The 12,556-nt window shown below is 68.8% G+C and carries 13 protein-coding genes and 1 tRNA gene; 3 read left to right on the forward strand and 11 right to left on the reverse strand.

Going from position 1 to position 12,556, the window contains the following annotated elements; genetic code table 11:
* Positions 1-22: 22 nt before the first annotated feature.
* The gene (locus ACI2L1_RS34130) at positions 23-652 is read right to left on the reverse strand and encodes a class II glutamine amidotransferase (RefSeq protein ID WP_404743296.1); all 630 of its coding nucleotides are present in this window, start codon (positions 650-652) and stop codon (positions 23-25) included.
* Between the two features lie 13 nt (positions 653-665).
* Here ACI2L1_RS34130 and ACI2L1_RS34135 point away from each other — a divergent pair, with 13 nt between their 5' ends.
* A complete protein-coding gene (locus ACI2L1_RS34135; protein WP_404743297.1) occupies positions 666-824 on the forward strand; it encodes a hypothetical protein in 159 nt (52 codons plus the stop codon).
* Positions 825-869: 45 nt separating this feature from the next.
* Here ACI2L1_RS34135 and ACI2L1_RS34140 read toward each other — a convergent pair whose 3' ends face one another.
* The 3 genes from ACI2L1_RS34140 to ACI2L1_RS34150 form a co-directional block, all read right to left on the reverse strand.
* Positions 870-1,766 carry an aminoglycoside phosphotransferase family protein gene (locus ACI2L1_RS34140; protein WP_404743298.1) on the reverse strand — a complete coding sequence of 299 codons (897 nt, stop codon included), beginning with the start codon at positions 1,764-1,766 and terminating at the stop codon, positions 870-872.
* A gap of 32 nt (positions 1,767-1,798) precedes the next feature.
* Positions 1,799-2,152, reverse strand: coding sequence for a VOC family protein (locus tag ACI2L1_RS34145; RefSeq protein WP_404743299.1), 354 nt, complete (start codon positions 2,150-2,152; stop codon positions 1,799-1,801).
* Between the two features lie 310 nt (positions 2,153-2,462).
* Entirely contained in the window at positions 2,463-2,801 is a 339-nt protein-coding gene (locus tag ACI2L1_RS34150) for a MerR family transcriptional regulator (RefSeq protein ID WP_404743300.1), read from the reverse strand.
* Between the two features lie 922 nt (positions 2,802-3,723).
* Here ACI2L1_RS34150 and ACI2L1_RS34155 point away from each other — a divergent pair.
* Together ACI2L1_RS34155 and ACI2L1_RS34160 are read left to right on the forward strand one after the other, a co-directional pair.
* A complete protein-coding gene (locus ACI2L1_RS34155) occupies positions 3,724-3,855 on the forward strand; it encodes a hypothetical protein (protein WP_404743301.1) in 132 nt (43 codons plus the stop codon).
* 46 nt (positions 3,856-3,901) lie between these two features.
* Positions 3,902-4,267: a hypothetical protein gene (locus ACI2L1_RS34160; RefSeq protein ID WP_404743302.1), complete on the forward strand. Its 366-nt coding sequence runs from the start codon at positions 3,902-3,904 to the stop codon at positions 4,265-4,267.
* A gap of 101 nt (positions 4,268-4,368) precedes the next feature.
* On the opposite strand, the gene ACI2L1_RS34165 is transcribed toward ACI2L1_RS34160, so the two are convergent.
* From ACI2L1_RS34165 to ACI2L1_RS34195, 7 genes are all read right to left on the reverse strand, one after another.
* Positions 4,369-4,677, reverse strand: coding sequence for an SCO5918 family protein (locus ACI2L1_RS34165; protein WP_404743303.1), 309 nt, complete (start codon positions 4,675-4,677; stop codon positions 4,369-4,371).
* 7 nt (positions 4,678-4,684) lie between these two features.
* Positions 4,685-5,131, reverse strand: a complete 447-nt coding sequence (locus ACI2L1_RS34170; protein WP_404743304.1) for a CBS domain-containing protein — start codon at positions 5,129-5,131, stop codon at positions 4,685-4,687.
* Between the two features lie 46 nt (positions 5,132-5,177).
* Positions 5,178-6,653, reverse strand: coding sequence for a DEAD/DEAH box helicase (locus tag ACI2L1_RS34175; protein WP_404743305.1), 1,476 nt, complete (start codon positions 6,651-6,653; stop codon positions 5,178-5,180).
* Between the two features lie 170 nt (positions 6,654-6,823).
* Positions 6,824-7,027: a cold-shock protein gene (locus tag ACI2L1_RS34180; RefSeq protein WP_023586116.1), complete on the reverse strand. Its 204-nt coding sequence runs from the start codon at positions 7,025-7,027 to the stop codon at positions 6,824-6,826.
* 645 nt (positions 7,028-7,672) lie between these two features.
* Positions 7,673-7,745 (reverse strand) — tRNA-Lys (locus tag ACI2L1_RS34185).
* 98 nt (positions 7,746-7,843) lie between these two features.
* Positions 7,844-9,379: an amino acid permease gene (locus tag ACI2L1_RS34190; protein ID WP_404743306.1), complete on the reverse strand. Its 1,536-nt coding sequence runs from the start codon at positions 9,377-9,379 to the stop codon at positions 7,844-7,846.
* A gap of 48 nt (positions 9,380-9,427) precedes the next feature.
* Positions 9,428-12,523, reverse strand: a complete 3,096-nt coding sequence (locus tag ACI2L1_RS34195; RefSeq protein WP_404743307.1) for an FG-GAP repeat domain-containing protein — start codon at positions 12,521-12,523, stop codon at positions 9,428-9,430.
* Positions 12,524-12,556 lie beyond the last annotated feature (33 nt).

Raw genomic sequence — 12,556 nt, forward strand, 5'->3', positions numbered from 1 at the left:
CACCGGCGAGCTCGTTCACCACTCAGAGGGCCCCGGCTGCCGTACCGCACAGGTCCGTACCGTCGTACGCCACCCGGTGGACGGAGACCCGCAGGCTGGAGCGGCGGATCTCCAGGATCTGGCGGTACGGCAGCACGTTCCAGTGCCCCTCGGGCTGCGGGACGCCGCTGGAGGCGACCACCACCCGGTCACCGTCGGCGTCGATCCGGTACCGCAGGCGGAAGAAGTCGGGGCCGCGGCGGTGGCTGGGCTCGGAGGCCGGGTCCTCGTCGGCGTAGGCGTACAGGGCACCCTCCGTCAGCAGCAGGCAGTTGAGGCCGGCGTAGGACGCGCGGGTCCGGACGTCCGCAGCGGCGCGGGCAAGGGCGTCGACCGGGTCCGCCTCCCGCAGCAGGGTCAGAACGCGCAGGAAGTACCGCTCGGAGTCGGTGCCGCCCGCCGCCCCGGCCAGCAGGTCCGCGTCGATGAGCTCGTCGAGGGCGTCGTACGGCGCGAAGAACCCGTTGTGCGCGAAGGCGAAGGTGCCCGCGGTGAAGGGGTGGGTGTTGCCGGGGACGACGGGCAGCCCGGGGCTGGCCAGGCGCAGGTGCAGCAGCGCGGTCGGCGGGCGGGCCGGTGAGGGTCTCGTCCCAGAGGCCGCTGCCGGCCGCACCGACCCCCGCGTAGTGGCCCGCCCCCTCACCGGCTGGCCCACCCGCCACGTCTTCGCCCTGCTGTGGCCGGACACCCTGGCCATCACCGCGGCGGCGGCACTGCTGCAGGCCCTGCGCGACACGGCCCGACCGGCGACCCAGGACGCACGACCCCCCACGCACGGGGCCTGAACCGCAGAGCCCGACGTCGGCCGACTCCGCCCGCTCGGGGCGGCATCACTCCTTCGACTCCAGAATCCGTTCGAGGGTCCGGAGCCCCATCCCGCTCATCACCGGATTGCTCTCGACGTAGTACCAGACCGCACCCATCGCCTGTTCGAACGCCCACGCCTTGCCGCGTTCCCACTCCAGGTCGTCACAGGCCAGTGTCCGCCGGAGCACGTCCCGCGGGCCTGGCTGCAACAGGTGCCAGGCACTGACCAGATCCAGCGCGGGGTCGGCCGGGCCGAAGCCGCCGGTGTCGAGTACGCCGCTGAGCCGGTCTCCCGCGACCAGCACATTGCCGGGAATCAGGTCGCCATGGCTCATCACATCGGCACTCATGCGTGGCAACTCCCGGAAGTGACCCCACACTTGGCGCAGCCGGGCCACGTCGAGCAGCCCTTCACTCTCCTCGAAGCACTTCGCCATCCAGTCGTCGTGGTGAGCGAGATCGCCGCCACGACCTCCGCCGCTGAAAAGCCGCCCCCGCGTCTCGGCGCCCCGCAGGGCTGCGATGAAGGCCGCGAGGTCCTCGGCGAAAGCGTCCGACCCACTCGGGTCGGCATCAAAGGCGACCGTCCCCGGCAGCCAGGTCTGGACCGACCACGGCATGGGGTAACCCGCTCCAGGCTTCCCCAAGGCGACAGGTTCTGGGACGGGGAACCGAGACACCTGCGCCAGCTCCGCGCTCGCCCGGGCCTCCTGCTCCAGAACCGCGAGCACCTCGGCGGCATCGGCCAGACGCAGTGGGAACCGCGCGGAGAGGTCGTCCCCGATACGGAAGATGGCGTGGACCGTCCCGGTCGACGCCAGCCGTTGGACCGCCTTGTCGCTCCACCGAGGGAACTGCTCCTGGACCAAGGCCGCAACGACGTCGGTGGTCACGTCCACTTGGTCATCGTGCATGGTCATCTCTCGCAGTCCCTTCCCAGGGTGGCGGAGGTTCAGTCGAGGCTGTGCGCAACGGGGTGCAGCGGCTGGTACAGGGGCAGTTCACCACCACTGGGGAGGCGTACGGCGGCAAGGCGTCCCCACCGCTCCTCGGTCACCCCGCCGGTGAGCTCCGCGCCGCGCTCCGCAAGCTGGGTGAGTACGGCGTCGAGGTCGTCGCACATCAGGTAGAACTCGTGCTTCGGCGCACCGTCGGTGGGGTGCACGGCGACCTCGGCGGGCGGCAGCTTGAAGATCAGCCACCCGTGGCCCGCGTCGACGTGGGCGAACCCGAGGACATCTTTGACAAACGCCCGGTCTGCCTCAGCATCCTGGGAGTAGAGGATCACGTGTGCGCCTGAGAACATGCCCCGATGCTCGCATCATTGCGGAGCTGTCGAGCCCGTAATCCCTTCACTGCGTGTCCGCCGCTGGGGCAATTCAGCAGTCCGCCCACACCTTGAGGGTGAGCATCCTTCAGATCCCACCGCGGTCCGGGCACTCCTGATGCGCTGGCTCGTCGCGACACATGCGCCCACGCATCACCCAAGCGGAGGTGGTCGCCCAACCATGACAGCTGGCACAGACGCCACATACCCGCGTCATCAGGGAAAGCGATCACGTCGCACCCCGGGACCAGGTGTACGGCGGTGCCCACCGATGTCGCAGGCCCCCGCCTCAGGCCGTGGACGTCGGCTTCGCCGATTCCGCGGTGCGGTGGTGTTCGGCGTTGATGCGCTGGGCTTCTTCGAGCTGGTCCTCGAGGACGATGATGCGGCAGGCGGCCTCGATGGGGGTCCCGCGGTCGACGAGTTCGCGGGCGCGGGCGGCGATGCGCAGCTGGTAGCGGGAGTAGCGGCGGTGTCCGCCCTCGGAGCGGAGCGGGGTGATCAGGCGGGCTTCGCCGATGGCGCGGAGGAAGCCCTGGGTGGTGCCGAGCAGTTCGGCGGCCCGGCCCATCGTGTAGGCGGGGTAGTCCTCGTCGTCGATACGACCGAATGAATCATCTGCTGTCATCTGCACCTCTCTGTGGAACGCGTCGAGGGGCCTTGGTGCCTATAGCACCAAGGCCCCGAAGGAACTACTACACCATCTACCGGCCCTGATGCTGCGCCGGCCTTCTGTTTCCGCAGCCCCGACCTTGATGCCGTCGGGGATGCTGGGATCGCGGTTGCTTGACCGGAGACCACCTCACTATCGATGTCCTGCGGTACCCGGGTTCAATGTGCCGGCCCGGGCGATCCTGATGGCGCTCTGCTCCTCCGTTCTTCCCTCTGGGATCAACTGCTGCCTAACGGGTACTGCGTACTACTCGACGGCCTGTGACAGCACCGCTCTTCGACAGCCAGCCCCGTCGCCCGTCCTGCGTCTGCTCTGGCTTGGAACCCCACTGCCGAACCTCCCGGTGCGCGCGCCCGCAGCCGACGCCTTCACCGAGGTGCTGCTCACCTACTTCACTGCTGGGTACTGCGAACTGCACCTACTGAACTGCACTTGCGGTACTGCTCACGGCGGCCCCTGATCACTGCGGGCCGCCCGGTACGGTCGTCAGCCCCGTCGCCGTCCTGCAACAAGCCTGGCTTCGCGACTCCACCACCGCACCGTCCTTCGCACTGCACCTGCTTGTACTGCTGCCCGGCAGTTCGTGTCTGCCCGGCCCTTCTGTCTCTCTGCTACGAGAGAACCATAACCACGCCTACACTCGAATGTCTACTTCAACAAACATAGATTTCCGCGTGTTCGACAGCGAGGTAATCAGCTTCGAACAGTGATGCGGGCCGGTGCGAGGTCGTCACTGCCCGGTTAACGGGCCGCCGGCGGGGACACAGGCACTGCCCAGAGGGGCTCTGCGTCACGGAGGCCGCACCCGCACCCTGGACCTGACCGAACACCCCGACAGCATCGAGGGGGCCGTCCACGACAGCCCCAGGCGCCGCGCATGCACACCCCCGACCTGAACGAAGCCACCGGAGGCTTCGGTTGGCACATGGTCAACCGCCTCGCACGTACCACCGCGGTCACCCGCCGGGCCTGCGGCGCCAAGACCGTCAGCGCCCGCCCTGCCCGGTAGCACCACGGCTGAAGCAGCCGAATGGCCGGCAAATACAATCTCCCCCATGTCGAAGCCTGACGAGCTGCTCATTGACGTCGCCACCGTGGTGGAGTCCGGGCAGAGCAACCAGATGTCCCTGACCGTGGTCACCGGTGGCGCTGTCATCACCGGCCGGCTGGCTCCCGAAGCCGTGTGGAGGCGGAGGGTGTCGGAGGTGCTGTCGGATTCCGCCAGCCTGGGAGAGTTCTCCGCCGTCTTCGACACCCCCGCGAACGAGGACAAGGACGGGCCGCCCACTCATCTGCACTTCCATGTCGCCCGGATCCTGCAGGGCACAGTGGGAATCCCGGAGACGGGCGGGATGTACCGGGTCGCGATCGACGACGTCAGCGCCTGGACCATGGGCGACTTCAGCTATTCCGACCACTGAGCAACCACGGCGACGGAAACCGGTCGCAGCAGTGGGCCCGGCCGGCTCACGCCGGCCGGGCCCACTGCTGTTCGGGGGTCGGCTCGTACCCGTCGCGTCGGTCACACAGACATGGGAGTGCCGAGCATCGCGGAAGCTTGCTGGAGCGAGCCGTGGATGCCTACGGGTACGGCCTTGGGGAGGGCACGGCAGGTGAAGCCGAGCTTGGTCATCGCCCGGAGGACTTCATCGGCGCTGAAGTCACGGCGGTCCTGACGGGTCACGACCTGGCCGACCTGCTTGACGGGGTAGTGACGGCGGCCGATGATCACGGACTCACCCATGACCTGCTCGGGCTTGATGCCCTTCATCGATTCCAGCACACCGCTCTTGGTGAGCTCGAAGGGGAAACGGGCGATGACGCAGCGCATGGAAGCCTCACAGAGTGAAGGGGAGAACGGTCCGACCAGGGTGAGGCGGATCAGCGGAGAGCACGAGGACGCCCAGGGTGCTGCTTCGACCGTCGACCACCGGCAGGGCACCGAGCCGGCGGGAGCGCATCGCGTGCTCGGCTTCGGCCATCGTCATCACGCGTGACGTGAACGACCGGCGGTCACCGAGGATGTCGCGCAGTCGGACGCGGTCCGTGTAAGCGGAGCTGTCGCGCACAGCGGCGAGTTCGGTCCGGGTGACCAGGCCGGTGCACTGGCCGTCCTGGTCGCAGACGACCAGTCGGCCCGTGCGGGCGGCGGCCATGACGGACAGCGCCACCTCAACGCTCATGTCGTCCCAGACCTGTGGTCCGTCCGCGTCCATGACCTCGGTCACCGTCGTGTGCACGGGGCCTGCGTTCATCGGGTGGGGCTGCATCTGAACCAGCGTCAAAAGGTGCCTCCTGCAGAGATGGGTCAGCTTCCTGATCACGAAGGTGCTACGCCGCCGTATCGAAGACGGTCCGGCGTGCGGGCGCACGGCGGGTTGTCGAAGAAGAGCGGCGCCGGCCCCGGGAGGTGGCACTGCGCTTGGGGCGTTCGGACACCGGTGCGGTGATGACGACCGGAATGCCGGACGGGGCCTGGGCGCCGGTGATCCGGTGCAGGGCTTCGTCACCCGGGCGGATCTGGGTGGTGTGCGGCCGGATCCCGGCGTCCGACATGAGGCGGACCATGCCGCGGCGCTGGGCCGGTGTGACCAGGGTGGCGACGCGGCCGGACTCGCCGGCACGGGCGGTACGGCCACCGCGGTGGAGGTAGTCCTTGTGGTCGGTCGGCGGGTCGACGTTGACGACGAGGTCGAGGTTGTCGACGTGGATGCCGCGCGCCGCCACATTGGTCGCCACCAGCACGCTGACGTGGCCCGTCTTGAACTGCGCCAGTGTGCGGGTGCGCTGCGGCTGCGACTTGCCGCCGTGCAGCGCGGCGGCCCGGACCCCGCTGTTGAGGAGGTCCGCGGTCAGCCGGTCGACGGCGTGCTTGGTGTCCAGGAACATGATCACCCGACCCTCACGGGCGGCGATCTCGGTCGTGGCGGCCTGCTTGTCGGCACCGTGGACATGCAGCACGTGGTGCTCCATCGTGGTGACCGCACCGGCCGACGGGTCGACCGAATGCACGACGGGGTCGGTCAGATAGCGGCGCACCAGCAGGTCGACGTTGCGGTCCAGGGTGGCGGAGAACAGCATCCGCTGCCCCTCCGGACGCACCTGGTCGAGCAGGGCGGTGACCTGCGGCATGAAGCCCATGTCGGCCATCTGGTCGGCCTCGTCCAGCACCGTGATGCCCACCTGGTTCAGATGGCAGTCGCCGCGGTCGATGAGGTCCTTGAGCCGGCCCGGGGTCGCGACGACGACCTCGGCTCCGCCGCGCAGCGCGCCTGCCTGCCTGCCGATCGACATCCCGCCCACCACGGTGGCCAGTCGCAGCCTGACGGAACGGGCGTACGGAGTGAGCGCGTCGGTCACCTGCTGCGCCAGCTCGCGCGTCGGTACGAGGATCAGCCCCAGCGGCTGGCGGGGCTCAGCACGCTGTCCGGCCGTGCGGGCGAGCAGGGCGAGACCGAAGGCGAGGGTCTTACCGGAACCGGTGCGCCCGCGGCCCAGGACATCGCGGCCCGCCAAAGTGTTCGGCAGCGTCGCGCCCTGGATCGGGAACGGTGCGCTCACGCCCTGCCTGCCGAGTTCGGCCAGTAGCTGCTCGGGCATGTCGAGATCGGCGAAGCTCTCGACGGCGGGCAGCGCGGGGGTGATCGTCTCGGGGAGCGCGAACTCACCCTGTACCGCAGCGGGCCGACGGCCGTAGCCGCCGGAACGGCGCGGTGCCGGAGAGCCGAAGCGGCTGCCGCCCTTTCCGGCTCCGGCACCGCCATTACGGGTGCGGGCAAAGCGGTCGTTCGTACGTGTGCGGTTCATGCGGAACCTTCCTCGATGTGGCACATATCAAGGAATTCCCGCAGCGTGAGCAGCACGGAGAACCACAAGTATGGACCGATTACAAAAGGCGAAACCGCCGCGGGAAACACCTGTAGCTGGGGCCCGCACCCCGAAGGATGCGGGCCCCAGCTACCAAGTGCGCGTCAGCGTCAGGCCGGAACGATATTCTCGGCCGTCGGGCCCTTCTGGCCCTGCGCGATGTCGAAGGTCACCTTCTGGCCTTCCAGCAGCTCGCGGAAACCCTGGGCGGCAATGTTCGAGTAGTGGGCGAACACGTCAGCGCCGCCACCGTCCTGCTCGATGAAGCCGAAGCCCTTTTCCGCATTGAACCACTTCACGGTACCAGCAGCCATGTCATATCTCCTTCGGGGCAGTGCATCGGCTCCGCACTGTGCGAACGCCGTGTCGCCGCAATGATTTACCCCGCCCGGAAAACGACCGGAAATACAAAAATGCTCTCCCCGGCAGGAGCCGAGCGGGAGCACCGAAGTTTCGGGAACCAAAACTGCAACTGAGATGGACAGTAGCATGCTCCCACGGTCTATGTACGTTAAATAATTCCACTCCGCCCGTTGCGACAAAAACCCTCGCGGCATGGTCCGCCAAACTCTGACCTCACAAGCACAGTTATTGCCTCACTCGCAGCGCAACGTTCCGGAAAAAGCGCCGGAGACCGCCTTCGCCGAGACATTCGGGTACGACAGTGGCCGGCAGGTCACGGTGCACCTCCCGCCGAGTCCGCCCGAGGGAGTCGTGTTCACCAGGACGGCCAGCGGATCTCGCAATGGGGCGCAGTCCTCGAGGCGACGGCCAACCTACCGCCCACGTTCCGACGGTGCTGTTCGTCATCGAGAGGGCCGACTCGCGACGTCAGCCCCACCTCGCTGCTCGAACATCCACTCACGCTGCCCCCGAAAACGCCACAGCGCCCGAGCCGGCCGAAGCCAACCCGAGCGCTGCACAGCAGGTCAGAGGGGGTACCCCCGTCACCCGCACCGTAGGCCCTGTGGGACTCGAACCCACAACCAATGGATTAAAAGTCCACTGCTCTGCCAATTGAGCTAAGGGCCCAGGCGATGTTGCCCCCACGAGCATAGCGGGAGGTGGCCGTGTCTCCGATCGGGTATCGGAGACACGGCCGGGTCGGGGGGACGGTACGGGTGGGAAGATCAGGGATCGACCGGTTCGGGGGCGTTCGCGCGGGCCGCCTCGCGGGTCTTGGTGCGTTCGTGCTCGGGGTTCAGGAACCAGTGCCGGGCCGAGGCCTGCCACCAGATCCAGGCGAAGCCGAGGACGGCCAGGACGGCGATCGGGGCGTAGTTGAAGGTCTCCCAGGTGACCGGGGAGAGCTGCGGGAGCATGAAGAGGATCGTGATCACGCCGACCCACGCCACCGACACCACGCCGATCGCCCGGGACCAACGGCCCAGATGCCACGGCCCGCGTTCGAAGGCCTCGCCCTTGCGCAGCCGCAGCAGCGTCGGGATGACGTAGGCGATGTAGAGGCCGATGACCGCGATGGAGGTGACCGCCGCGTACGCCGTCACATTGATCAGGTACGGCAGGCCCAGCACCAGCGCCCCGCCCGCGGCCAGCCACACCGCCGCCACAGGGGTCCGCGTGCGCGGGCTCACCGTGTGCCAGACGTGCGAGAACGGCAGCGCGCCGTCGCGTGAGAAGGCGTAGATCATGCGGCTGTTGGCGGTCACCGACGCCATCCCGCAGAACAACTGGGCGCCGATCACGACCAGCAGGAGCAGCTTGCCCGCCGTCGCGCCCAGGGCGTCCAGGAGGATCTGGGCCGGCGGCGCTCCCGTCGGCGATGAAAGCGCACCGTCGTACGACTGGATCGCGAAGGTGAAGCCGAGGAGCAGCACGAAGCCCGCTATCCAGGACGTCCAGATCGACTGGACGATGCCTTTGGGCCCCGCCGTCGACGCGTCGTGGGTCTCCTCGGTCATGTGGGCCGAGGCGTCGTAGCCGGTGAAGGTGTACTGGGCCATCAACAGCCCCAGCAACACCACGTACACCCCGCTCCCCCAGCCCGTGTTGTTCACGAACTCGCCGAAGACGAAGGACGCCGACTGGTGTTTGTCGGGGGCGAAGGTCAGGGCGCCGACGATGACGGCCACACCCACCACGTGCCACCACACGCTGACACTGTTGAGCAGCGCGACGATCCGCACGCCGAAGGTGTTCAGCAGGCCGTGCAGGACGAGGATCGCCGCGAACAGCAGAATCGTGCGGCCCGGGGTCACCTCGAAGTCGAACTGGAGGTTGAGGTACGCGCCGAGGAAGGACGCCGCGCCGAAGTCGATGCCCGCCGTCACCGCGACCTGACCGAGCACGTTGAACCAGCCCGTGAACCACGCCCAGGCGGCCGCGGTCCGCGCGGGGGCCAGCTTGTGCGCCCAGAAGTACAGGCCCGCCGAGGTCGGGTACGCCGAACAGATCTCGGCCATCGACAGACCGACGAACAGCGTCATCAGGCCTACGGCGACCCAGCCCCAGGTGATGACGGCGGGGCCGCCGGTGTTCATGCCGAAGAGATACAGCGTCAGACAGCCCGACAGGACCGAGATGATCGTGAAGGAGACCGCGTAGTTGGAGAACGCCGACATACGGCGGGCGAGGACCTGCGTGTAGCCGAGCTGGGCAAGCCGTTCTTCGTCGGACAGCCCACTCGCTATGTCGTCATCTGTCATGCCCCCAGCGATTCCCTCACCGGGGGCGTGACATGCATCACAGCATGGCTAAAAAATGCCCTTGTAGCCCTGCCAGCCCGTGGCGATCTTCACCCGCGCTCCGAACGACCCCTTGCCGTCACCGCTGTTGCGCCAGACGTTCCCACCGGAGTCGCGGGAGACGAGGTCCGCCCTGCCGTCCCCAGTGATGTCCCCGACCCCGACGACCGCGTTGTACGAGCCGCCCCAGTTGGTGAACAGCTTCACCCGCGCCGTGAACGTGCCGTTGCCCTTGCCGTAGTACCGGTACAGGTTGTTCGACTTGTCCTGGGCGAGCAGATCACCGATGCCGTCGCCGTTCAGGTCCCCGGCGCCCACGACCTTCTTGTACGTCTTCCAGTTGTCGTACAGCTTCACGCGCGCGGAGAGCTTGCCGGCGCTGGTCCCCTTGTAGAGGTAGACGGCCCCGGTCGAGGAGTTCCGCGCGATCAGGTCCGGGCGCCCGTCCTTGTTCACATCACCGGGCGCGGTCAGCACGTCGTACTGGTTCCAACCGGACGTGCCGAGAGAGGTGTACGGCGTCGACGGCTTCAGCGCGGCACCGCACCCCGGCTTGTAGGCGCGCAGGGCCCCGCTGCTCAGCCGTACCAGGACGTCGTTGCAGCGATCCCCGCTGAGGTCGCCGAACGGCACCGCCCTGACCGAGGTCGCCCAGCCGCTGCCGCTCACGTTCCCGGAGAACGCGCCCTTTCCGTTGCTCTGCTGGAAGGTCAGTGCGCCGGAGGAGTTGAGGGTGAGGAGGTCGCCGAAGCCGTCGTTGCCCACGTGGTCACGGTGGACCGCCGCGCCCTTCACCAGCTTGACCGTGCCGCTCACCGTCAGCGGGTCGCCGACGCCGTCCGCCGGGGTGACGGTGACGGTCCAGTCGTAGGAGCCGTTCGGCAGGTACGCGTCCCCGGTGCCCTTGGGGTCGAGACCGCTCCAGGGAACGTTCAGCTCACCCCGCGCGGCCGTGCCGTCCTTGCCATCACCGTAGACCTTGCCGGTCGCGCGGTTGCGCACGGTGACGTCCCAGCCTGAGGACGGCTTCGACAGCAGCAGGGTGGTCAGGGTGTCGGCGGTCGTGTCGAACGTGTGCGCCTCGACGGACGCCGCCTTGGTGACCGGTGCGAGCAGCCGCAGCGGCTGCTGCGCCACCCCGGACGGTACGAGGTGCACCTGCTCCTGGTCGTCGACGTAGGCCGCGTTCGCTCCGGACTCGTCGACGGTCCAGCGCACGTCCCGCTGCGACGTCCCGGTGTCGGGCAGCTCGCCGATGATCCGGCTCGCGACGGTACCGCCGGCGAACGTCGTGAGCGTCAGCTTCCCGGCCTGCTTGTCGTGCGTGACGACGAACCCGTCACCGAGCTTGGCCTCGTCGGCGGGCACGGATACGGACCTGCCCGCCGTACGGTCGTACACCCCGGCCCGGCCGTCGCAGGTCCAGTACAGATAGCGGCCGAGTGCCTGGAGCTCGGTGGGCACGCAGCCGGCGTCCGTCGTCACCGTCTCGACGGTCTTCTTCGTCGTCAGGTTGTACGCCGTGACCACACCGGCGTTCGCCCCCGCCGTCCACAGGAGCTCGCCGTCGAGGGCGGCGGCGCCCGGAGTGCGGGTGACCTTGGGGCCGGAGCTGTCGCCGAGCTTGAGAACGATCTGCTGCGCCGCCGTCGTGTGGATCACGTACTGACCGGAGACGTCGGTGATCCGCCCGCCCGCGGGGACGTAGAGCTCGGAGAAGTCGTACGCCCCGGGCCCGCTGGCCCTGATCCGGTCGTAGGTGCCTGTGTCAGGCGTCAGCCAGACCGCACGGTTGTCGGCCGTACCGAACACGGCACAGCCGCCCTCCGCCTTCGGGCAGCCGTAGAGCGCCATGTCGGTGCCGTCGTAGTTGGAACGCGCCCCGTACACGGGCGTCCCGGTGGCGGCGACGGTCCGCAGATAGGTGTCCCGGGCACTGCCCCGGCTGTCGTCCGCGACCAGCAACCGCCCCTGCGCCAGGCCGAGCCCCTGGATCTTGTACGGCGGCTTCGGCAGCGCCTTGACCATGCTCACCACCGGCTTGCCGTCCTCGTCGGCGTGGATGCGCTGGATACCCCAGTCGTCGGCGCCGGTGCGGCCGACCGCGACGGCGTCGCCGACCGCCGAGGCGGAGACGTCGCCCTTGGAGGCGGCGAGCAGGGTGACCGGGGCGCCGCCCGCGATCGGTACGGCGGTCACCGTGGTGCCCACTCCCGGGCTGTGGACGAGCCAGTCGCCCACCACGGAGAGCTCGTTGGCGGGGTCCAGGGCGCCGGCGCCGTCCAGGGACACCTCTACGGGCGGCGCCGAGAGGTCGGCGCGGGAGTAGACGTACGCCTTCGAGGCGGTGTTGCCCGCGTAGTGGACCAGGTAGTCGGGAGACAGGACGGCGGAGTTGCCGCCGGACAGGGTCGGGGTCCAGCCCTGGACCTGTCCGGTCTCCGGGTCGACGAGCACCGACCGGATGGTGCCGTCGAGCGACGCGCGGAAGACGATGCCGGAGGCGTCGCCCCGCAGCGGCGCACCGATCTGCATGCCCGCGGGCAGGCCCGAGATCGTCAGGTCCCGGGTGCTTCCGTCGGGTCCCGGGCTCAGCAGATGCCTGACCTTGGTGGTGATCCCGTCCTCGCCGGTGACGTTCTCGTAGGCGACGATCGTGCTGCCGTAGACACCGCCGTACACACCGCCGTATCCCGCGGGAATCCAGAACGTACGGGTCGTGCCTTCGGCGGCGTCGAAGAGGTCGACGCGGCCGTCCGAGGAGCGGTGCGCCAGCACGTCGGTGCCGGTGCCGTCGGCGACCGGCAGGTCGTCGGCGTCCCACGGCACCCCGACGGACGTACCGTCCGCGTACCGCGTCCACACCAGGCCCGAGTGGCCCTCCAGACGGTGGAAGACGCCCTGGCTGCCCGCCCCTTCGGCCCCGTAGGCGGTGTCGGCGTAGGAGACGGTCGCGACGGTGTACGCGTCCCGGAACGTCGCCGGAACCACCGTCTCCTGCGCGGTGTCCGCGACCGCGGACGACGGCAGCAGCGGGCTCAGTCCGGCGGCCAGGACGGCGGAAGCGGCGACGAGACGTAGACGTACGAAGGCATGACGAGCCAAGGAAGACCCTCCCCGAAGAAGGAGACGGACGGC

Source organism: Streptomyces sp. NPDC019531 (assembly GCF_044903305.1).
Taxonomy (GTDB): Bacteria; Actinomycetota; Actinomycetes; order Streptomycetales; family Streptomycetaceae; genus Streptomyces.